At 71.4% G+C, this 25797-nt stretch carries 15 protein-coding genes; 13 read left to right on the forward strand and 2 right to left on the reverse strand.

Going from position 1 to position 25797, the window contains the following annotated elements:
• From IF09_RS0109135 to IF09_RS0109185, 11 genes are all read left to right on the forward strand, one after another.
• On the forward strand, nucleotides 1-1530 hold a 1530-nt coding region (locus IF09_RS0109135), incomplete at its 5' end, for a type I polyketide synthase (RefSeq protein WP_030293805.1).
• Between the two features lie 51 nt (nucleotides 1531-1581).
• The gene (locus IF09_RS46865; RefSeq protein ID WP_030293807.1) at nucleotides 1582-12075 is read left to right on the forward strand and encodes a type I polyketide synthase; all 10494 of its coding nucleotides are present in this window, start codon (nucleotides 1582-1584) and stop codon (nucleotides 12073-12075) included.
• Entirely contained in the window at nucleotides 12033-12866 is an 834-nt protein-coding gene (locus IF09_RS0109145; RefSeq protein ID WP_199920419.1) for an arylamine N-acetyltransferase, read from the forward strand. The genes IF09_RS46865 and IF09_RS0109145 overlap by 43 nt, the downstream gene beginning before the upstream one ends.
• Before the next feature lie 79 nt (nucleotides 12867-12945).
• On the forward strand, nucleotides 12946-14289 hold the full coding sequence (locus IF09_RS0109150; protein ID WP_030293811.1) for an NAD(P)/FAD-dependent oxidoreductase: 1344 nt from the start codon (nucleotides 12946-12948) through the stop codon (nucleotides 14287-14289).
• Between the two features lie 7 nt (nucleotides 14290-14296).
• Entirely contained in the window at nucleotides 14297-15370 is a 1074-nt protein-coding gene (locus IF09_RS0109155) for a 3-dehydroquinate synthase family protein (protein WP_030293813.1), read from the forward strand.
• Nucleotides 15367-16659: a 3-deoxy-7-phosphoheptulonate synthase gene (locus tag IF09_RS0109160; protein ID WP_051832280.1), complete on the forward strand. Its 1293-nt coding sequence runs from the start codon at nucleotides 15367-15369 to the stop codon at nucleotides 16657-16659. The genes IF09_RS0109155 and IF09_RS0109160 overlap by 4 nt, the downstream gene beginning before the upstream one ends.
• The gene (locus IF09_RS0109165; RefSeq protein WP_030293815.1) at nucleotides 16656-17477 is read left to right on the forward strand and encodes a shikimate dehydrogenase family protein; all 822 of its coding nucleotides are present in this window, start codon (nucleotides 16656-16658) and stop codon (nucleotides 17475-17477) included. The genes IF09_RS0109160 and IF09_RS0109165 overlap by 4 nt, the downstream gene beginning before the upstream one ends.
• 231 nt (nucleotides 17478-17708) lie before the next feature.
• Complete coding sequence (gene rifK, locus IF09_RS0109170) at nucleotides 17709-18869, forward strand: 3-amino-5-hydroxybenzoate synthase (protein WP_030293816.1); 1161 nt, start codon at nucleotides 17709-17711, stop codon at nucleotides 18867-18869.
• Entirely contained in the window at nucleotides 18866-19948 is a 1083-nt protein-coding gene (locus tag IF09_RS0109175) for a Gfo/Idh/MocA family protein (protein ID WP_030293818.1), read from the forward strand. Before rifK ends, IF09_RS0109175 begins: the two co-directional genes overlap by 4 nt.
• 164 nt (nucleotides 19949-20112) lie before the next feature.
• On the forward strand, nucleotides 20113-20745 hold the full coding sequence (locus tag IF09_RS0109180; RefSeq protein ID WP_037634462.1) for an HAD-IA family hydrolase: 633 nt from the start codon (nucleotides 20113-20115) through the stop codon (nucleotides 20743-20745).
• Between the two features lie 15 nt (nucleotides 20746-20760).
• Nucleotides 20761-21660, forward strand: coding sequence for an ROK family protein (locus IF09_RS0109185; RefSeq protein ID WP_030293822.1), 900 nt, complete (start codon nucleotides 20761-20763; stop codon nucleotides 21658-21660).
• A gap of 14 nt (nucleotides 21661-21674) precedes the next feature.
• On the opposite strand, the gene IF09_RS0109190 is transcribed toward IF09_RS0109185, so the two are convergent.
• Together IF09_RS0109190 and IF09_RS0109195 are read right to left on the reverse strand one after the other, a co-directional pair.
• Nucleotides 21675-23312, reverse strand: a complete 1638-nt coding sequence (locus tag IF09_RS0109190; RefSeq protein WP_030293823.1) for a bifunctional 3-(3-hydroxy-phenyl)propionate/3-hydroxycinnamic acid hydroxylase — start codon at nucleotides 23310-23312, stop codon at nucleotides 21675-21677.
• Between the two features lie 231 nt (nucleotides 23313-23543).
• Nucleotides 23544-23741 (reverse strand): ferredoxin, encoded by a 198-nt coding sequence (locus IF09_RS0109195; protein WP_030293825.1) that lies wholly within the window; start codon nucleotides 23739-23741, stop codon nucleotides 23544-23546.
• Nucleotides 23742-23985: 244 nt separating this feature from the next.
• Between IF09_RS0109195 and IF09_RS0109200 the strand changes: the two genes are divergently transcribed.
• Complete coding sequence (locus tag IF09_RS0109200) at nucleotides 23986-24774, forward strand: thioesterase II family protein (protein WP_030293827.1); 789 nt, start codon at nucleotides 23986-23988, stop codon at nucleotides 24772-24774.
• 149 nt (nucleotides 24775-24923) lie between these two features.
• Nucleotides 24924-25784 (forward strand): metallophosphoesterase family protein, encoded by an 861-nt coding sequence (locus IF09_RS0109205; RefSeq protein WP_030293828.1) that lies wholly within the window; start codon nucleotides 24924-24926, stop codon nucleotides 25782-25784.
• Nucleotides 25785-25797: the final 13 nt, after the last annotated feature.

Consider the following 25797-nt stretch of genomic DNA (forward strand, 5'->3'; position numbering starts at 1 on the left):
CGTGCCGCCCAGGCCGAGAACCCCGACCGGATCGTCCTGGTGGACACCGACCCCGCTGCCGAAGACGCCGCGGAGCTGGTGCTGGGTGCGGTGCTGGCCGGCCGTGAGCCGCAGATCGCGGTGCGTGGAACCACCTTCTCCGTGCCCCGGCTGGCCCGTACCACCGGTGAAGTCCCGGACGGTCCGGCGGTCTTCGGGCCGGAGGGAACCGTCCTGGTCTCCGGTGGCGGTTCGTTGGGCGAGCTGATCACCCGGCACCTGGTCTCCCGGCATGGCGTGCGGCACCTGGTGCTGGCGAGCCGCCGGGGTCCGGCGGCCGAAGGCGTGCAGGAGCTGGTCGCCGAACTCACCGAACAGGGTGCGACGGTCACGGTGGCGGCCTGCGACATGTCCGACCGCGGCCAGGTCGAGGCCCTGCTGGCATCGGTGCCGGCCGAGCACCGCCTGACCGGTGTCGTGCACACCGCCGGCGTATTCGACTCCGGCCTGATCGATGCGCTGACCCCGGAGCGGCTGGCGGGCCTGTTCGCGCCGAAGGTGGACGCGGTGCGGCACCTCGACGAACTGACCCGGGGCCTGGACCTCGACGCCTTCGTCGTCTACTCCTCCGCCTCGTCCGTCTTCATGGGCGCGGGCAGCAGCGGGTACGCGGCGGCCAATGCCTTCCTGGACGGGCTGATGGACACCCGCCGGGCGGCCGGTCTGCCCGGGCTGTCGCTCGCCTGGGGCACGTGGGAGTACGCCACCAACATGACCACGCACCTCACCATCGACGACCAGGTGCGCATGAGCCGGCGCGCGAGCCGTGACGGAGTCGTGGCGCTCAAGCCCGCAGAGGGCATGGAGCTGTTCGACGCCGCCGTGGCGTCCGCACAGTCGCTGCTGGTACCGGTGAAGCTGGACCTGCGGGGCGTGCGCGCAGGCGCAGCGGCCCGTGGCGGCGTGCCCCACCTGCTGCGCGGCCTGGTGCCGACAGGCCGGCAGCAGGCGCGAGCGGGGTCCGCGAGGGAAGGCGATCTGGCCCGTCGGATCGCGGGGCTCGCAGAAGCGGAGCAGGAGGCTCTGCTCCTCGACCTGGTGCGTGGTCAGGCCGCGCTCGTGCTCGGGCACACCGGGCCGGAGGGCGTCCGGGCGGAGACGGCGTTCAAGGACGTCGGGTTCGACTCGCTGACGTCGGTGGAACTGCGCAACCGGATGCGTGAGGCGACCGGTCTGAAGCTTCCGGCCACGCTGGTCTTCGACTACCCGACCCCGCTGACCCTCGCCCGCCACCTGCGCGACGAGCTCGGCATGAGCGAGGACGCGCTCTCCCGCGTGAACGCAAAGATCGAAGACGTCGAGGCGCTGATCAGTGGCCTGATGCTCGATGAATCCATGAAATCCAGTATCGCGCTTCGCCTTCAGGGCTTGGTGGCCAGGTGCAACGGAGTGCTCGAGGACGTGGACGCTTCCACGGTGGCGGAGCAGTTGGAATCCGCGTCCGCCGATGAGGTCCTCGCATTCATTGACGGTGAATTCGGACTCATCTGAAAAACAGGTCATGGCATCGCGGTTCCATCAAACTTCGTAAGGATTCAGAGAATGGCCACGGACGAAAAACTCCTCGAGTACCTGAAGCGCGTCACGACCGAGTTGCACCACCTGAAGAAGCAGGGCTCGAGCCACGCTGACGAGCCGATCGCCATCGTGGGCATGGCGTGCCGCTTGCCGGGTGGCGTCGCGGGGCCGGAGGACTTGTGGCAGTTGGTGTCCGAGGGCCGGGACGCCGTCTCCGGGTTCCCCGAGGACCGCGGCTGGGACCTGGAGGGCCTGTTCGATCCGGACCCCGACCACGCGGGTACGTCATACACCGACCAGGGCGGCTTCCTGCACGGGGCCGGCCAGTTCGACGCGGGATTCTTCGGGATCTCGCCGCGTGAGGCGCTGGCGATGGACCCGCAGCAGCGGCTGCTGCTGGAGACCTCCTGGGAGGCACTCGAAGGGGCCGGCATCGACCCGGTCTCGCTGAAGGGCACCGACGTCGGGGTGTTCTCCGGCGTGTGCAGTCAGGGCTACGGGGCCGGCGCCGGTGCGATCGCGCCGGAGCTGGAGAGTTTCACGGGCACGGGGGTGGCGCCGAGTGTGGCGTCGGGCCGAGTGTCGTACGTGTTCGGTTTCGAGGGTCCTGCGGTCACGGTGGACACGGCCTGCTCCTCGTCGCTGGTGGCGATGCACCTTGCGGCCCAGGCGCTGCGGCAGGGCGAGTGCTCGGTGGCGCTGGCCGGCGGCGCGATGGTGATGTCGACGCCTGGCACGTTCGTCGCGTTCTCCCGGCAGCGGGGCATGGCCACGGACGGCCGGTGCAAGGCGTACGCGGACGGCGCCAATGGAATGGGTCTGGCCGAGGGCGCCGGCGTGGTGGTGCTGGAGCGGCTGTCGGTGGCGCGGGAGCGCGGCCACCGGGTGCTGGCCGTCCTGCGTGCCAGTGCCGTCAACCAGGACGGCGCCTCGAACGGTCTGACCGCGCCGAACGGACCGTCGCAGCAGCGGGTGATCCGCAAGGCGCTGGCCAGCGCCGGGCTCGTCTCGGCGGACGTCGACGTGGTGGAGGGTCACGGGACCGGTACGGCCCTGGGCGACCCGATCGAGGCGCAGGCGCTGCTGGCCACCTACGGCCAGGGCCGCGACGCGGACCGGCCGCTGTGGCTGGGCTCGCTGAAGTCGAACATCGGTCACACGCAGGCGGCTGCCGGTGTGGCCAGCGTGATCAAGATGGTGCAGGCGCTGCGCCACGGTGTCATGCCCCCCACCCTGCACGTGAACAAGCCCTCGACCGAGGTGGACTGGACGGCAGGTGCCGTCGAGCTGCTGACCGAGGCCCGCGAGTGGCCGCAGACCGGCCGGACCCGCCGGGCCGGCGTCTCCTCGTTCGGCATCAGTGGCACGAACGCCCACCTGATCCTCGAGGAGGCGCCGCAGGAGGAGGCGGAGCCCGACACGGAAGAGGCGCAGCCTGCCGGTGCGGTGCCGCTGGTGGTGTCGGCGCGCAGCGCCGGGTCGCTTTCGGGCCAGGCCGGTCGGCTGGCCTCCTACCTTGAGTCCGGTGCCGGTGGAGCCTCGCTGGCGTCGGTGGCCCGGGCGCTGGTGTCGGACCGCGCCGTCTTCGGTGACCGTGCGGTCGTGGTGGCCGACTCCGCCGAGGAGGCGCTGACCCGGCTGGAAGCACTCGCTCAGGGGGAGAACGCGGCCGGAGTCGTGGCCGGCCGTGCCGCTGCGGCGCCGGGCAGGACCGTGTGGGTGTTCCCGGGCCAGGGCTCGCAGCGGGTGGGAATGGGCCGGGAGCTGTACGCCCGGTACCCGCTCTTCGCGCAGGCGCTGGACGAGGCGTGCGAGCAGCTGGACGCGCGGCTGGCCGGGTGGGTCGACCATCCGGTACGCGACGTGGTTCTGGGCAGGGTGCCGGGCGGTGCTGCCCTTCTGGACCAGACGGTGTTCACACAGGCGGGGCTGTTCGCGTTCGAGAGCGCTCTGTTCCGGCTCGTGGAGTCCTGGGGTGTGCGGCCCGACGTGGTGATCGGGCATTCGGTCGGCGAGATCACCGCCGCATATGCGGCGGGGGCCCTGTCGCTGCAGGATGCGGCGCGGGTCGTCGCGGCCCGGGGCCGGCTGATGCAGGCGCTGCCGCAGGGCGGGGCGATGGTCGCCGTGGCTGCCACCGAGGAGGAGGTCGCCGGGCTGCTGGGCGAGGGCGTGGAGGTCGCGGCGGTCAACGGCCCGTCCTCGGTGGTGCTCTCCGGTGAGGAGGACGCGGTCCTCGCGGCAGCCGGCCGGTTGCGGGAGCAGGGACGCAAGACGAAGCGGCTGGCGGTGTCACACGCCTTCCATTCGCTGCGGATGGAGCCGATGCTGGCCGAGTTCGCCGCCGAGCTGGCCGACGTGGCGTGGCAGCCGCCGGTGATTCCGGTGGTCTCGAACGTGACCGGGCGGCTGGCCGGGCCCGATGAGCTCGCCGACCCGCAGTACTGGGCCGGGCACGTGCGCCGGCCGGTGCGGTTCGCCGAGGGGATCGCGGCCGCGGTGGAGTACGGCGGCACGCTGTTCGTGGAGATGGGTCCGGGCGCGGCCCTGACCGGCCTCGTCGAGGAGACGGCCACCGCCGCAGCCGCCGACGTGGCATGCGTCGCGGCCCTGCGCGACGGCCGCCCGGAAGAGCAGACCCTGCTGACGTCGGTGGCCGAGCTGTTCGTCCGCGGTGTGGCCGTGGACTGGAGCCGTGTGCTGGGGCGGACGGCGAAGCCCGGGCGGGTGGCCCTGCCCACGTATGCCTTCGACCACCAGCACTACTGGCTGAGGGACTCCGGGTCGGCGACGGATGCGACGTCGCTGGGCCAGGCGGCGGCCGATCACCCGCTGCTGGGCGCGGTGGTGCAGTTGCCGCAGTCCGACGGTCTGGTCTTCACCTCGCGGCTTTCGCTGCGGTCCCACCCCTGGCTCGCCGATCACGCGGTGAGCGGCGTCGTGCTGGTCCCGGGCACCGGGCTGGTGGAGCTGGCCGTCCGGGCCGGCGACGAGGCCGGCTGCGGCGTGCTGGAAGAGCTGGTGATCGAGGCGCCGCTCGTGGTGCCCGAGCACGGCGGCGTACGGGTGCAGGTCGCGGTCGGCGCACCGGGCGAGAACGGTTCGCGCACGGTGGAGGTGTACTCCCAGCGTGAGGACACCGCCGGCGACGGTGGCGCGGACGTATGGACGCGGCACGCCACCGGCATGCTCGCGGCCGCGGGCCGGCCGGCCGGCGGCGGCACCGGGTTCGACTTCGCCGCCTGGCCGCCGCCCGGCGCGCAGCCGGTGGACATGGTCCCCGGCGAGTTCTACGGCGACCTGGTCGAGCGCGGTTACGGTTACGGGCCGGCGTTCCAGGGGCTGCGGGCCGTGTGGCGGCGCGGCGAGGAACTCTTCGCCGAGGTGGCCCTGCCCGAGGAGCAGAGCAAGGACGCCGACCGGTTCGGACTCCACCCCGCGCTGCTCGACGCGGCCCTGCACACCGGGATGTTCGGCGCCCCGGCGGATGCCCCGGCGCAGGAGACCGCAGAGGCGGTGCTGCCGTTCGCGTGGAACGGGCTGGCGCTGCACGCCGCGGGTGCCTCGGTGCTGCGGGTTCGGCTGGTGCCCGGCGGGCCCGGCGCGGTGTCGCTGCAGGCGGCGGACGAGACCGGCGGCCTGGTGGTGACCCTGGACTCGCTGGTGTCGCGTCCGGTGTCCGCCGAACAGTTGGGCGCCGCGGCGGACACCGCGGTCGCCAACGCGCTGTTCCAGGTGGAGTGGACCGAACTGCCTCCGGCTCCGGGGGCGCAGGCTCCACCTGCGTGGGCACCGGTGGCCACCGCCGACGAGGTGGCGGCCCTGGCCGGCGGCGCAGTAGTCCCGGCCGCGGCCGTCCTGGAGGCCGTCGGCGGTTCCGGCGAGGATGCCGTGCTGGCGCTGACCTCCCGCGTGCTGGAGGCCGTACAGGCGTGGCTGGCCGGGACCGGGCTGGAGGAGTCGCGCCTGGTGGTCGTGACCCGGGGCGCGGTGCCCGCCGGTGACGGCGCGGTGACCGACCCCGCGGGCGCCGCCGTGTGGGGTCTGGTGCGGGTCGCCCAGGTCGAGAACCCCGACCGGATCGTACTGATCGACACCGACCCGGCGTCCGGCGACGGAGCGGGAGCCGTGCTGGGCGCGGTGCTGGCCGGCGGCGAACCCCAGGTCGCGGTGCGTGGCACGGCCCTCTTCGCCCCGCGGCTCGCCCGTACCAACGGTCAAGTCCCAGAGGCTCCGGCAGTGTTCGCGCCGGAGGGAACCGTCCTGATCACGGGTGGCACCGGCTCGCTGGGTGCTCTGGTGGCCCGGCACCTCGTCTCCCGGCACGGCGTACGGCATCTCCTGCTGGCCAGCCGTCGCGGCCCGGCCGCCGACGGAGTGGAGCAGCTGGTCGCCGAGCTGACCGGGCAGGGCGCCGCGGTCTCCGTGATGGCCTGTGATGTGGCCGACCGTGGCCAGGTCGAGGCGCTGCTGGCGTCCGTGCCGGCCGAGCACCGGCTGACCGGTGTGGTGCACACCGCCGGTGTGCTCGACGACGGGGTCATCGGGGCGTTGACCCCGGAGCGCTTGGCGGGGGTGTTCGCGCCCAAGGTGGACGCGGTACGGCACCTCGACGAGCTGACCCGGGGCCTGGACCTCGCCGCCTTCGTCGTCTTCTCGTCCGCCTCGGGCGTGTTCGGCTCGGCCGGCCAGGGCAACTACGCGGCGGCGAACGCCTTCCTGGACGGGCTGATGGCCAACCGCCGGGCGGCAGGCGTGCCCGGTCTGTCGCTGGCCTGGGGCCTGTGGGAGCAGACCACCGGCATGACCGCCGACCTCAGCACCGTCGACCAGGCGCGTATGAGCCGTGGCGGTGCGCTGGCGATATCGGCAGTGGAGGGCATGGAGCTGTTCGACGCCGCCGTGGTGTCCGGACAGGCGCTGCTGGTGCCGATCAAGCTCGATCTGCGGGGCGCCCGTGCCGGCGCGGCGGCCGGTGGCGGTGTGCCGCACCTGCTGCGCGGCCTGGTCCGCGCGGGCCGACAGCAGGCGCGCGCCGGATCCACCGGCGACGGCGGCCTGGCCCACCGGCTGGCCGGGCTCGCCGCGGAGGAGCAGGAGGCCCTGCTCCTCGACCTGGTGCGTGCTCAGGCCGCGGTCGTGCTCGGGCACAGCGGGTCGGGCGCAGTCCGGCCGGAGATGGCGTTCAAGGACGCCGGGTTCGACTCGCTCACGTCGGTGGAACTGCGGAACCGGGTGCGTGAGGCGACCGGCCTGAAGCTTCCGGCGACGCTGGTCTTCGACTACCCGACCCCGCTGGCCCTCGCCCGCTACCTGCGCGAGGAGTTCGGGGACGCGGAGGCCGGTACCCCCGCCTCGGCCGTGGCCGTCGTCGCGGATCCCGACGAAGCGATCGCCATCGTCGGTATGGCGTGCCGGCTGCCGGGCGGCGTGGCGGGTCCCGAGGACCTGTGGCGCCTGGTCCACGAGGGCCGTGAGGGCATGTCCTCCTTCCCCGACGACCGGGGCTGGGACCTGGACGGCCTGTTCGACCCGGACCCCGACAGCGCGGGTACCTCGTACACGAGCCAGGGCGGCTTCGTACGCGGCGCAGGGCTGTTCGACGCGGGGTTCTTCGGGATCTCGCCGCGTGAGGCGCTGGCGATGGACCCGCAGCAGCGGCTGCTGCTGGAGACCTCCTGGGAGGCGCTGGAGGGGGTCGGCATCGACCCGTTCGCGCTGAAGGGCACCGACGTCGGCGTGTTCTCCGGCGTGTCCAGCCAGGGCTACGGGGCGGGCGTGGTCGCGCCGGAGCTGGAGGGCTTCGCGAGCACGGGCACGGCGGCCAGTGTGGCCTCGGGCCGCGTGTCGTACGTGTTCGGCTTCGAGGGCCCCGCGGTCACGGTGGACACGGCCTGCTCGTCGTCCCTCGTGGCGATGCACCTGGCCGCGCAGGCGCTGCGGCAGGGCGAGTGCTCCATGGCACTGGCCGGCGGCGCGACCGTAATGGCGACACCCGTCTCCTTCGTGGAGTTCTCCCGGCAGCGGGGCCTGGCCGGGGACGGCCGGTGCAAGGCGTTCGCGGACGGCGCGGACGGTACGGGCTGGGCCGAGGGCGTGGGCCTCGTCGTACTCGAGCGGCTGTCGGTGGCGCGTGAGCGCGGGCACCAGGTGCTGGCCGTACTGCGTGGCAGCGCGGTCAACCAGGACGGCGCGTCGAACGGCCTCACGGCACCGAACGGCCCCTCGCAGCAGCGGGTGATCCGCAAGGCCCTGGCCAGCGCCGGACTTTCCCCGTCCGACGTGGACGTGGTCGAGGGGCACGGTACGGGAACCGCTCTGGGCGACCCGATCGAGGCGCAGGCGCTGCTGGCGACGTACGGCAAGGGCCGGGACGCGGAACAGCCGCTGTGGCTGGGCTCGCTCAAGTCGAACATCGGTCACACGCAGGCGGCTGCGGGAGTGGCCAGTGTGATCAAGATGGTGCAGGCGCTGCGCCACGGCGTCATGCCCCCCACCCTGCATGTGGATGCGCCCACGAGCCAGGTGGACTGGTCCGAGGGTGCCGTCGAGCTGCTGACCGAGGCCCGCGAGTGGCCGCAGAACGGTCATCCGCGCCGGGCCGGTGTGTCCTCGTTCGGTATCAGCGGGACGAATGCGCACCTGATCCTGGAGGAAGCGCCCGCCGAAGTGGCGCAGCCCGTCCCGGCAGAGGCGCAGCAGCCGCCGGCGTCCGTTGGTGTGGTGCCGTTGGTGGTGTCGGCGCGGAGCGCCGGTTCGCTCGCGGGCCAGGCCGGGCGGCTGGCGTCGTTCGTGGAGAGCAGCGAAGGGGTGTCGCCGGCGGAAGTGGCCCGAGCGCTGGTTTCGGACCGGGCCGTCTTCGGTGAGCGTGCGGTCGTGGTGGCCGGCACGGGTGACGAGGCGCTGGCCGGTCTGCGCGCGCTGGCGCGGGGCGAGAGCACGGCCGGTGTCGTGATCGGCAGTGCCGGCTCGGCGGCCCCGGGCAAGGTCGTGTGGGTGTTCCCCGGCCAGGGCTCGCAGTGGGCCGGCATGGGCCGGGAACTCCTCGACTCCTCGCCGGTCTTCGCCGAGCGGATCGCGCAGTGCGCTGCCGCACTCGAGCCGTGGATCGACTGGTCTCTGATCGACGTGCTGCGCGGCGAGACCGAGCCCGAACTGCTGGAGCGGGTCGACGTACTCCAGCCGGCGAGCTTCGCCGTGATGGTCGGTCTGGCGGCGGTCTGGGCTTCCGCCGGCGTCAGGCCCGATGCGGTGCTCGGTCACTCCCAGGGTGAGATCGCCGCCGCGTGTGTGGCGGGGGCGCTCTCCCTCGAAGACGCGGCACGCGTGGTGACGCTGCGTAGCCGGGCCATTGCCGAGGAGCTGGCCGGCCGCGGCGGTATGGCGTCGGTCGCACTGAACGTCGACGACGCGGTTGCGTGGCTGGAGCCGTGGGCGGACCGTATCGAGGTCGCTGCGGTCAACGGCCCGACCTCCGTGGTGATCGCCGGTGACGCCGAGGCACTGGATGAAGCGCTGGACGCGCTGGCCGGTGAAGGCGTTCGGGCACGTCGGATCGCGGTGGACTACGCTTCGCACACCCGGCATGTGGAAGCGATCCGCGACACGCTCGCCGAAACCCTGGCCGGCGTCACCGCGCAGGCCCCGACGGTGTCGTTCTACTCCACGGTGACCGGTACGTGGGTGTCGGACGCCGACGTCCTGGACGGCGCGTACTGGTACCGCAACCTGCGCGGCCAGGTGGGCTTCGGTCCCGCCGTGGCCGACCTGCTCGAGCAGGGCCACGGGGTGTTCGTCGAGGTCAGCGCCCACCCGGTGCTGGTCCAGCCGATCACCGAGACCGTCGACGCCACCGACACTGATGGCGTGGTGACCGGCTCGCTGCGGCGGGAAGACGGCGGCCTGCGACGGCTGCTGGCCTCGATGGCCGAGCTGTTCGTACGCGGCGTGGCCGTCGACTGGAGCAGTCTCCTGCCGACCCGGGCCGGGTCCGCGCGACTGGCCCTGCCGACCTACGCCTTCGACCACCGGCACTACTGGATCCAGTCGACCGGGTCGGCCACCGACGCGGCGTCGCTGGGACTCGCCGGGGTCGATCACCCGCTGCTGGGTGCGGTGATGCACCTGCCGCAGTCCGACGGTCTGGTCTTCAGCTCGCGGCTGTCGCTGAAGTCGCACCCCTGGCTGGCCGATCACGCCGTGGACGGTGTGGTCATCGTCCCCGGTACCGGGCTGGTGGAGCTGGCCGTCCGGGCCGGCGACGAGGCCGGATGCGTGGTGCTGGAGGAGCTCGTGATCGAGGCGCCGCTGGTGGTGCCGGACCATGGCGGAGTCCGCGTACAGGTCGCCGTCGGCGGACCGGGCGAGACCGGCTCGCGGACCGTGGAGGTCTACTCCCAGCGCGAGGACGCTCCCGGTGACGGCGTGTGGACGCGGCACGCCTCCGGCGTGCTGTCCACCACGGTCCAGCCGGGTGGCGGCGGCACCGGGTTCGACTTCGCCGCCTGGCCGCCGGCCGGCGCGCAGCCGGTGGACATCAGCGGCGGCTACGACCTGATCGCCCAGGTGGGGTACGGATACGGCCCGACGTTCCAGGCCGTACGGGCGGTGTGGCGGCGCGGCGAGGAACTCTTCGCCGAGGTCGCCCTCCCCGAGGAGCAGCGCAAGGATGCCGGCAGGTTCGGCATCCACCCCGCGCTGCTCGACGCGGCCCTGCACTCGCCGCTGCTCAATGCCGCGGCGGAGCCCGGGTCGGCCGACGGCGACGCCGTACGAGAGACCGGTGAACAGGAACTGCGTCTGCCGTTCGCGTGGAACGGGCTGGCCCTGCACGCGGCCGGTGCCTCGGTGCTGCGCGTGCGCCTCGCACAGCCCGAGCGCGACGCACTGTCGCTGGAGGCGGCGGACGAGGCGGGCCGCCTGGTGGTGACGATGGACTCCCTGGTGTCCCGGGCGGTGTCCGCCGAGCAGTTGGAGACCGCGGCGGGCACGGCGCGTACCGACTCGCTGTTCCGCGTGGAGTGGACCGAACTGCCCCACGCCCAGGGGGCGGAGCCTTCGCCGTCGTGGCTGCCGGTCGACACCGCGGAACAGGTGGCGACGCTGGCCTACGACGTGCTGTCGGGGGCGGCCGCCGCCCCGGCGCTGGCCGTCCTGGAAGCCGCCACCGGCGGGACCGGGGGTGCCGCGGGCGAGGATGCGGTGCTGGGCCTGGCCACCCGGGTGCTGGATGTGCTGCAGTGCTGGCTGGGCGGGGCCGGGCTGGAGGAGTCGCGGCTGCTGGTCGTGACCCGGGGTGCGGTGCCCGCCGGTGACGGTGCGGTGACCGACCCGGCCGGATCGGCGGTGTGGGGTCTGGTGCGTGCCGCCCAGGCCGAGAACCCCGACCGGATCATCCTGGTGGACACCGACCCCGCTGCCGATGAGGGCGCGGAGCCGGTACTGGGTGCGGTGCTGGCCTGCGGGGAGCCGCAGCTCGCGGTGCGCGAAGGGACCCTGTTCGTGCCCCGGCTCGCCCGTACCACCGGTCACGCCGCAGACGCTCCCGCTGTCTTCGGCCCGGAGGGGACCGTCCTGGTCTCCGGCGCCGGGTCCTTGGGCGGCCTGGTCGCCCGGCACCTGGTCTCCCGGCACGGCGTACGGCATCTGATGCTGGCCAGCCGTCGGGGTCCGGATGCCGAAGGCGTGCAGGAGCTGGTCGCCGACCTCACGGAGCAGGGCGCTGCGGTGACGGTGGTGGCCTGTGACATGTCCGACCGTGGCCAGGTCGAGGCGCTGCTGGCGTCGGTGCCGGCCGAGCACCGCCTGGCCGGCGTCGTGCACACCGCCGGCGTGACGGACGACGGGGTGATCGGAACACTGACCCCGGAGCGGCTGGCGAGGGTGTTCGCACCCAAGGTGGATGCGGTGCGGCACCTGGACGAGCTGACCCGGGGCCTGGAGCTCGAGGCGTTCATCGACGACATCGTCAAGGCGCGGCTCAACCGTCGTGGCGGTCTGCAGGCCATGTCGCCGGCGGAGGGCATGGAACTGTTCGACGCCGCAGTCCGCTCCGGTCAGGCTCTGCTGGTCCCGGCCAAGCTGGACCTGCGCGGTGTCCGGGCCGGTTCGGCGGCCGGGGGCGGCGTACCGCACATGCTGCGCAGCCTGGTCCGGGCGGGCCGGCAGCAGGCGCAGGCGGCGGACACCGCCGACGAGGGCCGCAAGCTGTACGACCGGCTGGCCACGCTGACCGCCGCCGAACAGAAGAAGGTCCTGCTCGACCTGGTGCGGGCCCAGGTGGCCGCTGTACTGGGCTACAGCGCGACGTACCACTTCGAAGCGGACCAGGGGCTCTTCGAGATCGGCTTCGACTCCCTCACCGCCATCGAGCTTCGCAACCGGCTCCGCAACATCACCGAAACGAAGCTCTCTCCGAACCTCGTCTTCGACTATCCGACGCCGGGAATGCTCGCCGCGTACCTGCACGAGCTGACGTGCGGCGAACGGGCCGCGAATCCAGTAGCGATCTCCGTCTGAAAGAGGGTGATGATATGTTCGACGTGGACAAATATCTGCAGCGGATCGGCTGCGGCGGAGAAACCGGTGTGGACCTCGCGACGCTGCGAAAGCTGCACAAGAATCACCTCATGGCGATTCCGTACAACGGCATCACCGAGGAATACCGCGACGGAGTACACCTCGTCGACATCGACGAGGACGCCACCTTCGAGACGACGATCGTCAACGGGCAGGGCGGCACGTGTTTCCAGCTGAACCGCCTTTTCTTCCGGCTTCTCCGTGAGCTGGGCTACGACGTCACGCTGATGGCGGCGAGGACCGCCGAAGGCCAGGACGCCTTCGGGCTCGACGTCGAGCACATGTTCAGCCGTGTCGCCCTGAACGGCAACGAGTGGCTGGTGGACGTCGGATACCCCGGCCCGTCCTTCATCGAGCCGTTGCAGATCTCCGACGCGGTACAGAACCAATACGGGTGCCAGTACCGGCTGGTCGAGAGCGGATCGGAGATCGCTCTGCAGCGCCGTGGAGCGGTCACCCGGTGGAGTGTCGTCTACACCTTCACGATGGAATCCCGGCAGTGGACCGACTGGAAGGAAATGGAGGACCTCCTCCGGGACATCCTTTCGCAGCCGCGGTCGAACGACGGCCAGGAAATCCTGTGCGGCCGGAGTTTCGAGAACGGCCAGGCAGTACTCAAGGGGCGACGGTACCTGACGGTCCGTGACGGCCGTGAGCAGGCCCGCACGATCACGGACGACGACGAGCACCGGATGCTGATCGCCGGCGTTCTGTCCGGTCAGCTCGGCTGAATTCGCACCATCCATCACCCCCGTACGGCAATTCATCGCGGGTGAAACATGAACGAGTTGGAATCAGAAGGGGAATGTGATGACGAACGACACCGCTGACGTGGTTGTGATCGGTGGAGGACCGGCCGGCGCGGTCAGCGCCCTGGTGCTCGCCAAGCAGGGGCACTCCGTGGTGCTGCTGGAGCGGGACGAGTTCCCCCGGTTCCACATAGGCGAGTCCCTGCTCCCCTACATGATGGGCCTGTTCGACCAGATCGGCCTGCGCGAGACGGTCGAGGCCCAGGGCTACGTCCCCAAGTTCGGCGGCGAGTTCATCGACCCGACGGAGAAGAAGTTCTTCGAGGGCGTCTTCCGCGCGGACTTCACCAAGCAGGGTGAAGGCCGGTTCCCCCGCGCGTTCCAGGTCGAGCGCGCCAGGTTCGACAAGATGCTCACCGAGCAGGCCGCCGAGGCCGGGGCGAAGGTCCTCTTCGGCGCGAACGTGAACGAGCTGCTCATGGACGGCGACCGCATGGTCGGCGTCCGCTACGAGCGCGAGGGCGAGACCCACGAGGTGCGTTCGTCCTACGTGATCGACGCGAGCGGTCGGGCGGGCCGGATCGCCAACCGATTCGGATTGCGCAAGACCCTCGAGAAGCTCCGCATGGTGGCCGTGTTCCGCCACTACGACGGACTCGACGAGAGCAACAACCTCGGTGTCGAGGGCGACATCCAGGTCGGCGCCCACGACGACGGCTGGGTCTGGGCGATCCCGCTGTCCACCGACAGCATCAGCGTGGGCACGGTCATGCCGCGCGATGCGCTGCGCGCGTCGACGCCGGAGAAGGCGTTCGAGGAGCACGTGGCCAGGATTCCGCGGATCACCGCGCGACTGACCGGAACCCGTCCCACCACGGACCTCAAGGTCGAGACCGACTACTGCTACCACTCGGACACCGTCACCGGGCCGGGCTGGGTCATGGTCGGAGACGCCGGCTGCTTCGGCGACCCGATGTTCTCCGGTGGTGTGCTGGTGGCGACGACCACCGCCGTCCGTGCCGCCGAGACGATCGGTGCTGCGCTGAAGGACCCCGCGCAGGAGGACCACCTGATCGACAAGTACGCGAGCTTCTTCAAGACCGGGTACGACACCTACATCCGGCTCATCCACGCCTACTACGACGGCGAGCTGGTGGCCATGGCCGCCGACGCCGCGCGCTCCACGGACCGGGACACCCTGGAGAGGTACCTCGTCCGGCTGATCGGCGGCGACTTCTGGAGCGAGCACAACTCGGTCGCCCAGGAGATGCGCAAGCGCACGGAGTGGGACACGTTCGAGCCGTTCCGGCGGGTCTTCGGCTGCCCGGTGTACCCCGAGCTGGACGAGGCCGACCGCAAGGAGCGGGCCGAGGCGCGCGTCCGCAGGGCGACGGCGGGTCGGTAGGGACGTCATGGCTTCCATTCCTCTGCGCCTCAGAGATCATTCGTACGACGTCCTCATCGGCCCGGGGGTGCGCACGTCGCTTGCCGAGGTCATCCGACGGCTGGGCGCCGGGCGGGCCGTCGTCGTGTCGGCCCGCCCGGAGGAATGGGTGCCGGACACCGGTGTGGAGACCCTGCTGCTGCCGGCCCGGGACGGCGAGCAGGACAAGACCCTCACCACGGTGGAGGCGCTGTGCGGTGAGTTCGTACGGTTCGGGCTCACCCGGTCCGACGTCGTCGTCTCCTGTGGCGGTGGCACGACCACCGACGTGGTCGGGCTGGCGGCAGCGCTCTACCACCGGGGCGTGCCCGTGGTCCACCTGCCCACGACGCTGCTCGCCCAGGTGGATGCCAGCGTCGGAGGGAAGACGGCCGTGAACCTGCCGGCCGGCAAGAACCTGGTCGGCGCGTACTGGCAGCCCAGTGCGGTGCTCTGCGACACGGAGTACCTGTCGACCCTGCCGCGGCGCGAGCTGCTCAACGGTCTCGGCGAGATCGCCCGCTGCCACTTCATCGGCGCGGCCGACCTGCGCGGGCTGTCGCTGGAGGAGCAGATCACCGCCAGCGTGAGTCTCAAGGCCCGCATCGTGGAGACCGACGAGCGGGACGCGGGACTACGGCACACGCTCAACTACGGCCACACGCTGGGCCATGCGCTGGAGAAGGCGACCGACTTCGCGCTGCGCCACGGCGAGGGGGTGGCCATCGGAACGGTCTTCGCGGGGCGGCTCGCCGGCGCCCTGGGCCGTATCGACCAGGCGAGGGTGGAGGAGCACCAGGACGTCGTCCGGTCCTACGGTCTCCCCACCGCCCTGCCCGTCGAGGCCGAGCCCGCGGCCCTCATCGATCTGATGCGACACGACAAGAAGGCGATGAACGGACTCTCGTTCGTCCTGGACGGCCCGAACGGCGCGGAACTGGTGAGCGACGTACCGCACGAGGTGGTCGCGCGCGTGCTGGACCGGATGCCCCGAGCGCGCCTGGCCGATCTGGTCGGCGGCGCCGCGCTCGAAGCCTCCACGACCGATGCGGCTCAGAAATGACACGTGCAACTCAGTGGCCGGCCGATCTCGACGGACCGGCCGGCACCGCCCGGCCGGTGGACCGCCGGCTGTTCGACAGGCTGGAGGCGGCGCTCGCCAGGCCGGCCGCGCAGCAGCCGGTCTGGGCAGACCCGGAGCGGGCGAGGGACGCGGTGGCACTGCTGAGCCGCGCCGAGCCGATCGTGACGCCGGCCGAGACGGCACGGCTGCGCAGCCGGCTCGCCGCGGTCGCGCGCGGCGAGGCGTTCCTGCTCCAGGGCGGTGACTGCGCCGAAACGTTCGCGGCGAACACCGAAGCCCATGTGCGCGCCAATCTGTGGACGCTCGTGGACATGGCGGCCGTGCTCGCCCGCCGCACCGGACTGCCCGTCGTCAAGGTCGCCCGTATGGCCGGCCAGTACGCCAAGCCCCGATCCCAGGCCGTCGACGCACTGGGGCTGCCCGTCTACCGCGGCGACATGGTCAACTCCGCCGAGCCCACGCTCGCGGCCCGGACACCCGATCCCCACCGGATGCTGCGGGCCCACGCCGAGGCCGCGCGCGCAATGGCCCTGGTACGCACCTTCGGCGACAACGGCGACGGCAACGGCGACAGCGACATCTACGTCAGTCACGAGGCACTCCTGCTCGACTACGAGCGGTCCTTGCTCCGCGTGGACACCAGCGGGCCCGAGCCCCGGCTGGCCAGTGGCCTGGGGCATTTCCTGTGGATCGGCGAGCGCACCCGCCAGCTCGACGGCGCGCACATCGCGTTCGCGGAACTGCTGTCCAACCCCATCGGACTCAAGATCGGTCCGGGCACGAGCCCGGAGACGGCCGCCGCGTACGTGCGGCGACTCGACCCGCACCGTGAGCCCGGCCGGCTGACGCTGGTCAGCCGCATGGGACACCGGCAGGTCCGGGACGTCCTGCCGCCGATCGTCGCGGAGGTCGCCGCCTCCGGCCACCAGGTGATCTGGCAGTGCGACCCGATGCACGGCAATACGTACACGTCGGCGAACGGATACAAGACACGCAATCTCCGGCACATCATCGACGAGATGGCCGGATTCTTCGAAGTCCACCGGCGCCTGGGCACCCACCCCGGCGGAATTCACATCGAAGCGACGGGGGACGACGTCACGGAATGTCTCGGCGGCGCCTCCGGGATAACGGAAGCCGACCTGCCCGCCCGCTACCACACGGCCTGCGACCCCCGCCTCAATGCGGAGCAGTCGATGGAACTCGCATTCTCCGTTCCGGAGATGGCGGCGGCCGGCATCACCGACCTCGAAGCGGTGCTGCGATGACCGGCAGTCCTCCCGGAACGCCGCCCATCAAAGGCACCACCCGGCTGTACGCCGTGCTGGGGGATCCCATCGCCCAGGTCCAGGCGCCCGGGCTGATGAATCCGCTCTTCGCGCGCCTGCGGAGGGACGCGGTGCTCGTTCCGGTGCACGCGCGGCCGGAGCACCTCGAGCAGATCGTGCGCGGGCTGCAGCGCGTGGAGAACCTCGACGGCATGTTCGTCACGGTGCCCCACAAGGTCGCCGTCCGCCGGCTGGCCGACCGCTGCGGCCCGACCGTGGACATCGTCGGCAGCGCGAACGTGCTGCGACGGGAGGCCGACGGCAGCTGGCTCGCGGAGAACTTCGACGGATCGGGCTTCGTGTCGGGCCTCGTCGGGGCCGGGCACGACCCGCACGGCAGACGGGTGGCGCTCGTCGGCGCGGGCGGTGCCGGCAGCGCGGTCGCCGCGGCGCTGCTGACGGCCGGTGTCGACCGGTTGTCCGTGTACGACACGGACACCGCGAAGCTCGGTGCGCTCGTCACCCGCCTCGGCGCACACTGGCTGGGCCGGGTCCGCGCCTTGACCGGACCGCAGCTGGGCGACATCTGCATCGACATCGCGGTGAACGCCACACCACTCGGCATGCGTGCGGACGATCCGCTTCCGTTCCCTCTGGACTCCCTGCCGCCGGGCTGCGTGGTGGCCGACATCGTCATGAAACCCCGCGAGACGCGGCTCCTGCGTGAAGCAGCCGCACTGGGCCACCCCGTCCATCACGGAATTCACATGCTCGAGGGGCAACTGAATTCCTATCGAGTCTTCTTCGACTTGCACTGAACACAGGGCACGACTACCGAATCTAGGGATGCGGTGTCGCAGACTGAGCTCTATTTTGGACTTGTAATTCAGCCTATTTCTGACTGCACATGACGCTGCACGGGGCGGAGTGTGCGCCTCTTCCGCGATCTCGACGGCGACTGCTCGTGTGCGCGCGTCTTCCTCCGTAGCAGCACAGTGCCCCGCCCACTTCGCACCTCGCGTCGAGTCAGATCCATTCCTTGGAGAAACATGAACGTGCGACAGGCGCCGGAATTCCCCCAGTGGCCGCAGTATGACGAGAACGAGCGCGAAGGACTCGTCCGCGCACTCGAGCAGGGCCAGTGGTGGCGGATGGGCGGAAGCGAAGTCGATTCCTTCGAGCAGGAGTTCGCCGAGCACCACGGCGCCGCCCACGCCCTCGCGGTCACGAACGGAACCCACGCACTCGAACTCGCCCTCCAGGTCATGGGCGTCGGCCCGGGCTCCGAAGTCATCGTCCCGGCCTTCACCTTCATCTCGTCCTCCCAGGCGGCTCAGCGCCTCGGCGCGGTCGCCGTCCCGGTGGACGTCGACGAGCACACGTACAACATCGACGTGGCGGCGGCCGCCGCCGCCGTGACCTCGCGGACCCGGGCGATCATGCCGGTGCACATGGCCGGCTTCCTCGCGGACATGGACGCACTCGCCAAGCTCTCCGCCAACACGGGCGTCCCGCTGCTCCAGGACGCCGCGCACGCGCACGGCGCCCGCTGGCAGGGCAAGCGCGTCGGCGAGCTCGGCTCGGTCGCCGCGTTCAGCTTCCAGAACGGCAAGCTGATGACCGCCGGTGAGGGCGGCGCCGTGCTGTTCCCGGACACGGAGATGTACGAGACCGCCTTCCTGCGGCACAGCTGTGGGCGGCCCCGGACCGACCGCCGGTACATGCACGCGATCGCCGGCTCCAACCTGCGGCTCAACGAGTTCTCCGCGTCGGTGCTCCGGGCCCAGCTGCGCCGCCTGGACGGCCAGATCGCCACGCGTCATGAGCGCTGGGCCCTGCTGTCCCGCCTGCTCGAGTCGATCGACGGGGTGGTCCCGCAGCGCGCCGACGAGCGCACCGACGTCCCCTCGCACTACATGGCGATGTTCCGGGTGCCCGGCATCGGCGAGGAGAACCGCAACGCCCTGGTCGACAGGCTCGTGGAGGCCGGCCTGCCGGCGTTCGCCGGGTTCCGCGCGATCTACCGCACCGACGCCTTCTGGGAGATCGGCGCACCGGACGCCACCCCGGACGAGCTCGCCGAGCGCTGCCCCAACTCCGAGGCCATCAGCCAGGACTGCATCTGGCTGCACCACCGCACGCTGCTCGCCTCCGAGGAAGACATGCACCTCACGGCCGCGATCATCGCCGACGCTGTGAGCGCCGTATGAGCGTCCGGGTGGCCATCGTCGGGCTCGGCTGGGCGGGGCGCGAGCTGTGGCTCCCCCTGCTGAGCGAGCACGGGGACTTCGAAGTCGTGGCCGTCGCCGACACCGAACCGGCGGCGCGTGAGGCGTTCGGCGTGGTGCCGGGCATTCCCGTCCACACGACGGTGGACACGCTCACCGCCCAGTCGGTCGACCTCGCCGTGGTCGCCGTACCCAACTTCATGCATGCCGAGGTGGCCGCGGCCCTGCTCGGCAAGGGCATCTCCGTCTTCCTCGAGAAGCCGGTGTGCCTGACCTCCGCCGAGGCCGACATGCTGGCAGCCGCCGAACGCAGCGGCGGCGCCATGCTGCTGGCCGGCAGCGCGGCCCCCTACCGCAGCGATGTGGGCGCCCTGGCGCGCCTGGTGCCCGACCTGGGCCACATCCGGCACGTCGACCTGTCGTGGGTCCGGGCGCGCGGGATCCCCAAGGCCGGCGGCTGGTTCACCCAGCGCAGCAAGGCCGGCGGCGGAGTGCTGTTCGACCTCGGATGGCACCTGCTCGACACGCTCGCCTCCCTGCTCGGTCCCGCCCGCTTCGCAGAGGTCGTCGGCGTGACGGCGAACGACTTCGTCAACGTCGGTTCCTGGAGCGCGGCATGGCGGCACGACCAGCCCGTCGCCGACGCCGCCGGTGACGTAGAGGACACCGCCCGGGGCTTCTTCGTCCGCGAGGACGGTGTCTCCGTCGCCCTGCACGCCAGCTGGGCGTCGCACGAGGCGCGGGACGTGTCCCGGATCCAGGTGGTGGGCAGCGAGGGAACCGCCGAGCTGAGGTGCACCTTCGGCTTCAGCCCCAACCGCCAGCCCCGGCCGGTGCTGACGCTGACCCGTGAAGGCACCACCACGTCGGTACCGGTGCCGGACGAGCCGATCGGCAACGAGTACCGGCGGCAGTTGTGCCGCCTCGCCGGCTTCCTGGGGGATCCGGGCAACCGCGGCAGGGCCATCGGCGAGGCCCGTACGACGGTCCGCGTCATCGAGGACTTCTACGCGTCGGCCCGCTCCGTCCGCACCGGCCATGCCGTGGCCGCCTACCGCTAGACGGCGCGGAGGACCGGCGGAAGGCCGGCGGAAGGCCGGCGGAAGACCAGTGGGACCTCGGTTCCAAGAGAACGAGCAGACGTACGGGATGGCATGACGTGACAGTTTCAATGGCAGGGACACCGGCGACGGCGACACAGACGCGCCGGTCGGTCAGGCGCGGCGTGATCTTCGACCTGGACGGGGTCATCGTCGACAGCTTCGCGGTGATGGAGGAAGCCTTCGCCATCGCGTACAAGGAGGTCGTCGGGGAGGGCCAGGCACCGTTCGAGGAGTACCGGCGTCACCAGGGGCGCTACTTCCCGGACATCATGCGGATCATGGGCCTCCCGCTGGAGATGGAGGAGCCCTTCGTCCGCGAGAGCTACCGGCTCGCGCACCAGGTGCCGGTCTTCGAGGGCATCGCCGAGCTGCTGGCGACCCTGCGGTCGCGCCGGTTCAAGCTCGCGGTGGCCACCGGCAAGAGCGGGCCGCGGGCGCGGTCCCTGCTCGAACAGCTGGGTCTGCTCCACTTCTTCGACCACGTGATCGGCTCGGACGAGGTCGCCCACCCGAAGCCCGCCCCGGACATCGTGGTGCGCGCTCTCGAGCTGCTGGAGCTGCCGGCCGAGGAGGCGATCATGATCGGTGACGCACCGACCGACATAGCCAGCGCCCACGGCGCCGGCGTGGCCTCGGTCGCCGCGCTCTGGGCCGATGTGGACGACGAGGACGCCCTGCTGGGCGCTCTGCCGGGCGCCGTGCTCTATCGCCCGGACGAACTGCTGGCGCTGTGCCCGTCCGTACCCCGCGGCTGAGGGTCGTCCAAGGGCATGGAGAGGGCACATCACCTCGGTGTCGACATCGGGGGCACCAAGGTCGCCTTCCGGGTGGAGGCCGGCGCGGAGTGCGTCGACGAGTCCGCCTTCCGGTGGGGCCCGCGGCACAGCGCCGACCGGGACCTGGCCCGGCTCGCCCACCACGTGGAGCAACTACGGGCCAGACTCGGAGTACCGCTCCGCGCGGTGGGCGTCGCGATGCCCGGCACCGTCGATCCGGCCGGCCGGGTCACCGCCTGGCCCAGCCGGCCGGAGTGGAACGGGCTCGACCTGGACGCGTCACTGCGCGCGCTGTTCCCCGAAGCGGCCGTCGCCCGCGCGGACGACGGTGACCTCGGTGCGCTCGCGGAGGCCCGGGCGTCGGGCTGCGACGACCTGCTCTACCTCGGGGTGGGCACCGGCATCGGCGGCGGTCTCGTCCTGCAAGGGGCGCTGTGCCCCGGGCTCGGCCGGGGCTCCTTCGAGATCGGGCACGTGATCGTCGCGATGGGCGGCGCGCAGTGTGTCTGCGGCCGCCGGGGATGCCTGCAGGCGATCGCCTCCGGGCCGGCCACCCTGGGCCGCGCGGCCGTTCTGCGGGGAGAGCCCGTCCCCTTCGAGGAACTGCGGCGGGCACTGCATGAAGGGGCGCCGTGGGCGGTCACCGCGGTCGAGGAGACCTCCCGGGCCCTGGCCGCCGCGGTGGCCGGCGTCCAGGAACTGGTCCATCCCCGACTCGCCCTGATCGGCGGCGGCTTCGCGGCCGGTCTTCCCGAGCTCGTCGGCCTGGTGTCGGGCCACCTGGCCGAGCTGGCCCGCCCGGGCCAACCCCCGCTGCCGGTGGAACCGGCAGCGCTGGGGGGCCTTTCCTCGTTGCGCGGCGCGGTGGCGCTCGCCCGCCTGGCCGCGCCCTGAGTGCGTACGACCCGTCAGCCGGCCGGGTGCGGTGCACCGGCCGGCACCGCGGCACGCAACTGGTCCCGCAGGTCGTCGACCAGTGCTTCGGTGCCGGCCGGGCCGCTCGCGGCACCGAAGACGTGGTGGTCCGGACGGACGAGCAGCGAAGTCGCCCCGAACCGCGTCAGATACGGCCCGTAGACCTCGTCCGTGTCCACCACGCCGACCACCGCCGGACCGTGCTCGTCGGATGCCCGTCCGGGCGGCAGCAGCCGCACCACATGGGCTCCGAGGCCGGCGAGGAAGGACAGCCGCTCCTCGTCGAGCACGGTGTGCGGGTCGTCGGTGGTCAGCAGGACGAAACCACGCCCGACGACGTCGTCGAACAGCCCGACGGGACCCTGGCGTGCCACGCGTCCCTGCGGTACGACGGCGCCCGCGGGCGCCTCGACCGCCCCGGCCCCCGGCCGCCGGTGCAACAGCCCGCCCGAGAGCGCCTTCGCCGGCTCCGGTCGGCCCGCCGGCTTGCCGCGCCGGTTGGCGAGCACCGTGGCATCCCGCTCGGCGGCGGCCGCCGGGTCCGTCACACAGATCACCCGGCCCAGCTGGACCGACGCCAGGATCGCCTCCTTGGCCTGTGCGCGGCGCTCCTGCGTGTAGCTGTCCAGTACGGACTCGTCCGCGAGGCCGCGGAGCGTCAGGTCCAGCTTCCACGCCAGGTTGACGACGTCCCGGATGCCGGAGCACATGCCCTGCCCGGCGAAGGGCGGCATGAGATGGGCCGCGTCGCCGGCCAGCAGGACACGGCCCACGCGCCACTGGTCGGCCCAACGGGCCTGGAAGATGTACGTGGTGCTGCGCAGCAGGGTGGCCGTGTCGGGGGTGACGCCGAACGGCGCCAGCAGCCGCCAGGCCGTCTCGTCCCGGTTGAGCTCGGCGGTGCTCTCGCCGGGCAGGCGCATGAACTCCCAGCGCCGGCGCCCGGGGCCGCTGGCCACCACGGTCGTGGGCCGGGCCGGATCACAGATCTGCACGTTGGTGGGGGTGAACTCGCGCGGCTGGCGCAGTTCGACGTCGCAGAGCAGCCACTCGTAGGAGAACCCGAGGTCGGTCACGGACACGTCGAGGTGGTCGCGCACGAAGCTGTTGGCTCCGTCGCACCCCACGACCCACCGCGCGGAGAGGACGCGTGTCGCGTCGTCGTCGGTGGTCGCCGTCACCTCCACGCTTTCCCCGCCGTCGGTGATCTTCACGACCTCGTGCCCGCGCAGCACCGTGATGCCGGGAAGTGCCGCCGCCCTGGCGGCGATCAGCTCCTCCAGGGCCGGCTGGTGCATCGTGTTGGCGTCCGGCCAGCCGTACGGTCCGGACGTCGTGAACTCGATGTCCAGCAGCGCCGCGCCGGAGGGGGTCTGCCACTGGTAGCCGTTGGCCGGCTCCGTGACCCGGCCCAGCTCCGGGCCGATCCCGGTGGCCGCAAGGAGCCGCGCGGTCTCCCCGTCGAAGCTGGTCGCCCGGGGAAGCCGGTACGGCCGGGCGCGGCGCTCGAGCACGGTCACCCGCCAGCCGCGTTGGGCGAGCAGCACCGAGAGCGTGGCACCGATCGGCCCGTTGCCCACGATGACGACGTCCGTGTCCGTCGGATTGGCGTACGTGTCGTGAGTTCGCATGGTTGGCATCGTGCCCCTCATCGCATGCTGTGGGCAGATCAGCGCGCACTTCGAAAAACGGCGTCAAGGAAGACTTCACAGGTCCGCGCTGTTTGAAGGGCTGAATTCCGCCACGCCGGAAAATTGCCAGAATGGTAATCAGGCCGTTCGGGGCGTGTCAAGGAGCAGGAAAACCTATCAGGTCGGGGGATGTCCAGTCGGCGATTTCTGCGCTAAGCAGGCCCGCCCGGCTCATTCCACCAGCGAGATGGCCCGGCCCGGACAGACGTAGGAAGCCTCCCGGGCCTTCTGCGCCAGGAGTTCACTCTCGAGCTCGGAAATCAGCACGACGACCGTGCCGTCATCCTCGTTCTGGTCGAACAGCTCCGGCTCGGTGAACATGCATTGACCTGCACCGATGCACTTGTCGACGTCCGCGATGATCTTCATGGTGATTGCCTCCTGCGCGTTCGGGAAACCACAGCCTGACACATGCCGGGGCGCCTTCGAAGCGGAGCGCGTCATTTTCCGGAGGCGCTATCAGATCGAGGGATGTCCGGCCGGTCGCGCCTGCCCTACCCTCCAGAACGAAGATAAAAATCTCGGGATCGCACGGTTCCCACCGTCGATCGTTGGTCGGTCCGCGGTGGGGCAGCAGCGCGCCAAGGGTGATTCCTGAAAGGAATTTATTTCCGTGCCTCAGTCAGCGGAGCAATTCGAAAAATGGGTACGCCGAACTCATCCGGCGCCGGACAGTGAAGTCCGCCTCGTATGCCTGCCGCACGCAGGAGGATCGGCGAGCTTCTACTTCCCGTTGTCCAAGGCGCTCGCTCCCGCGGTGGAGGTGCTGGCGATCCAGTACCCGGGGCGGCAGGACCGCCGCCACGAGCCGAACATCCCCAGCATCCCCGACCTGGCGGACCAGATCTTCGCGGCCGTGCGCCATCTCGACGATCTGCCCCTGGCGTTGTTCGGGCACAGCATGGGCGCCGTTCTCGCCTACGAGCTCGCGCTGCGCATGCAGGACGCCGGCCTCCCCTCGCCCGTGCGCTTCTTCGCGTCCGGCCGGCGGGCCCCCTCCCGCTACCGCGACGACGTGGTCCACCTGGGGTCGGACGCACAGATGGTGGCCGAGCTCCGCAAGTTGAGCGGAACCGACGCGGCCATGCTGGCCGACCCGGAACTGCTGGAAATGATCATGCCGGCCATCCGCAGCGACTACCGTGCTGTCGAAACGTACCGGTACGAACCCGGCCGGAAGCTGGACTGTCCGGTGACGGTGCTCACCGGAGACAGCGATCACCGGGTCTCGATCGACGAAGCGGCGTCCTGGGAAGCGCACACCACCGGCCCGACGGAGCTCCACGTGTTCCCCGGAGGTCACTTCTTCCTCGCCGATCAAAACGAGGCCGTGACCGGACTGGTGGCGGAGAGACTGCTCCGCCGGAGCGTACCCGTCGCCGCCCTCGATCGCAGGGCTTGACCGGCACTCGACGAGTGCCAGGAGGAGAGAAACATGACTTCCAGTTCGCCGCAGCACGCGGCCGCCGTCCCCGCGCGGACGGCTGCGTGCGCGAAGCAGGCGGATAGCTCCCTCCTGGCACCCGTCGTGTGCACCGAAGAGGAGGCGGGATGACCGGGAAAGCCGGTGGTACGGGCGGGGGACGGTTGCTGGCCATCAGCGACCTCCACCTCAACCACGCCGAGAACCGCGCCCTGGTCGAGCGGATGACACCGGACTCGCAGGACGACTGGCTGCTGGTCGCCGGGGACGTGGGCGAGAACGTGGCCGACATCCGCTGGTGCCTGGAAACCCTCGCGAGCCGCTTCCGCAAGGTCGTCTGGGTCCCCGGCAACCACGAACTGTGGACCCACCCGAGCGACTCCCTCACCCTGCGCGGTGTCGCCCGCTACGAGCACCTGGTCGAGCTGTGCCGCGAACTGGGCGTCACGACGCCCGAGGACCCCTACCCGATCTGGGAGGGGCCGGACGGCCCCGTGGCCGTGGCACCGCTGTTCCTGCTGTACGACTACTCCTTCCTGCCGGCCGGCTGCACCACCAAGGAGGAGGGACTGGCCTACGCGCACAGCACCGGAGTCATCTGCAACGACGAGTACGTCCTGCACCCCGACCCCTACCCGAGCCGCGAGGCCTGGTGCCGGGCCCGGGTCGCCGAGACCGAGCGCAGGCTCGCCGAACTCCCCGACGGCCTGCCCACCGTCCTCGTCAACCACTACCCGCTCGACCGGCACCCGACGGACGTCCTCTGGTACCCGGAGTTCGCCATGTGGTGCGGGACCGGACTGACAGCCGACTGGCACCGCAGGTTCAACGTGGCCGCCATGGTCTACGGCCATCTCCACATTCCGCGGACCACGTACCACGAGGGCGTCCGCTTCGAAGAGGTGTCCGTGGGATATCCCCGCGAGTGGCGCAAGCGCCAGGGCCCGCCGGGGAGGCTGCGCCGGATACTGCCCGTGGAGGCCGGGTGACCGGGTGACCGCG

The sequence above is a fragment of the Streptomyces katrae genome (assembly GCF_000717655.1).
GTDB classification, from domain to species: domain Bacteria; phylum Actinomycetota; class Actinomycetes; order Streptomycetales; family Streptomycetaceae; genus Streptomyces; species Streptomyces katrae_B.

Coding starts and splice junctions, on each gene's coding strand:
- IF09_RS46865 (WP_030293807.1), top strand. CDS start 1,582: ATGGCCACGGACGAAAAACTCCTCGAGTACCTGAAGCGCGTCACGACC.
- IF09_RS0109150 (WP_030293811.1), top strand. CDS start 12,946: ATGACGAACGACACCGCTGACGTGGTTGTGATCGGTGGAGGACCGGCC.
- IF09_RS0109155 (WP_030293813.1), top strand. CDS start 14,297: ATGGCTTCCATTCCTCTGCGCCTCAGAGATCATTCGTACGACGTCCTC.
- IF09_RS0109160 (WP_051832280.1), top strand. CDS start 15,367: ATGACACGTGCAACTCAGTGGCCGGCCGATCTCGACGGACCGGCCGGC.
- IF09_RS0109165 (WP_030293815.1), top strand. CDS start 16,656: ATGACCGGCAGTCCTCCCGGAACGCCGCCCATCAAAGGCACCACCCGG.
- rifK (WP_030293816.1), top strand. CDS start 17,709: ATGAACGTGCGACAGGCGCCGGAATTCCCCCAGTGGCCGCAGTATGAC.
- IF09_RS0109175 (WP_030293818.1), top strand. CDS start 18,866: ATGAGCGTCCGGGTGGCCATCGTCGGGCTCGGCTGGGCGGGGCGCGAG.
- IF09_RS0109185 (WP_030293822.1), top strand. CDS start 20,761: ATGGAGAGGGCACATCACCTCGGTGTCGACATCGGGGGCACCAAGGTC.
- IF09_RS0109190 (WP_030293823.1), bottom strand. CDS start 23,312: ATGCGAACTCACGACACGTACGCCAATCCGACGGACACGGACGTCGTC.
- IF09_RS0109195 (WP_030293825.1), bottom strand. CDS start 23,741: ATGAAGATCATCGCGGACGTCGACAAGTGCATCGGTGCAGGTCAATGC.
- IF09_RS0109205 (WP_030293828.1), top strand. CDS start 24,924: ATGACCGGGAAAGCCGGTGGTACGGGCGGGGGACGGTTGCTGGCCATC.